This is a genomic window from Arthrobacter humicola (assembly GCF_022803015.1).
GTDB lineage: Bacteria > Actinomycetota > Actinomycetes > Actinomycetales > Micrococcaceae > Arthrobacter > Arthrobacter humicola_A.
In genome coordinates, this window is the sequence record NZ_JAFKON010000065.1 from 1 (window position 1) to 322 (window position 322).

The window sequence follows — 322 nt, forward strand, 5'->3', positions numbered from 1 at the left end:
GCGGCACCGACGTGCACCTGGTCCTCGTGGACCTGCGCGACTGCGAGCTCAACGGTCAGCAGGCCGAGGACCGGCTCGCGGAAATCGACATCACCGTCAACCGCAACGCCGTCCCGTTCGATCCGCGTCCGCCGATGGTCACCTCCGGGCTGCGGATCGGCACCCCGGCGTTGGCGACCCGCGGTTTTGGCGAGGCGGCCTTCGCCGAGGTTGCCGATATCATCGCTGAGGCTTTGATCGCCGACGCCGGCGCGGACCTCTCCGGTCTGCGCACCCGGGTTCAGGCCCTCGCCGCCGCCCACCCGCTCTACCCCTCGGTTGA

The 322-nt window shown here is 70.5% G+C and carries 1 pseudogene; it reads left to right on the forward strand.

Features of this window, described 5'->3' with window-relative positions:
- Positions 1-322, forward strand: a pseudogene (locus ARTB_RS21460) (serine hydroxymethyltransferase); the annotation flags it as partial.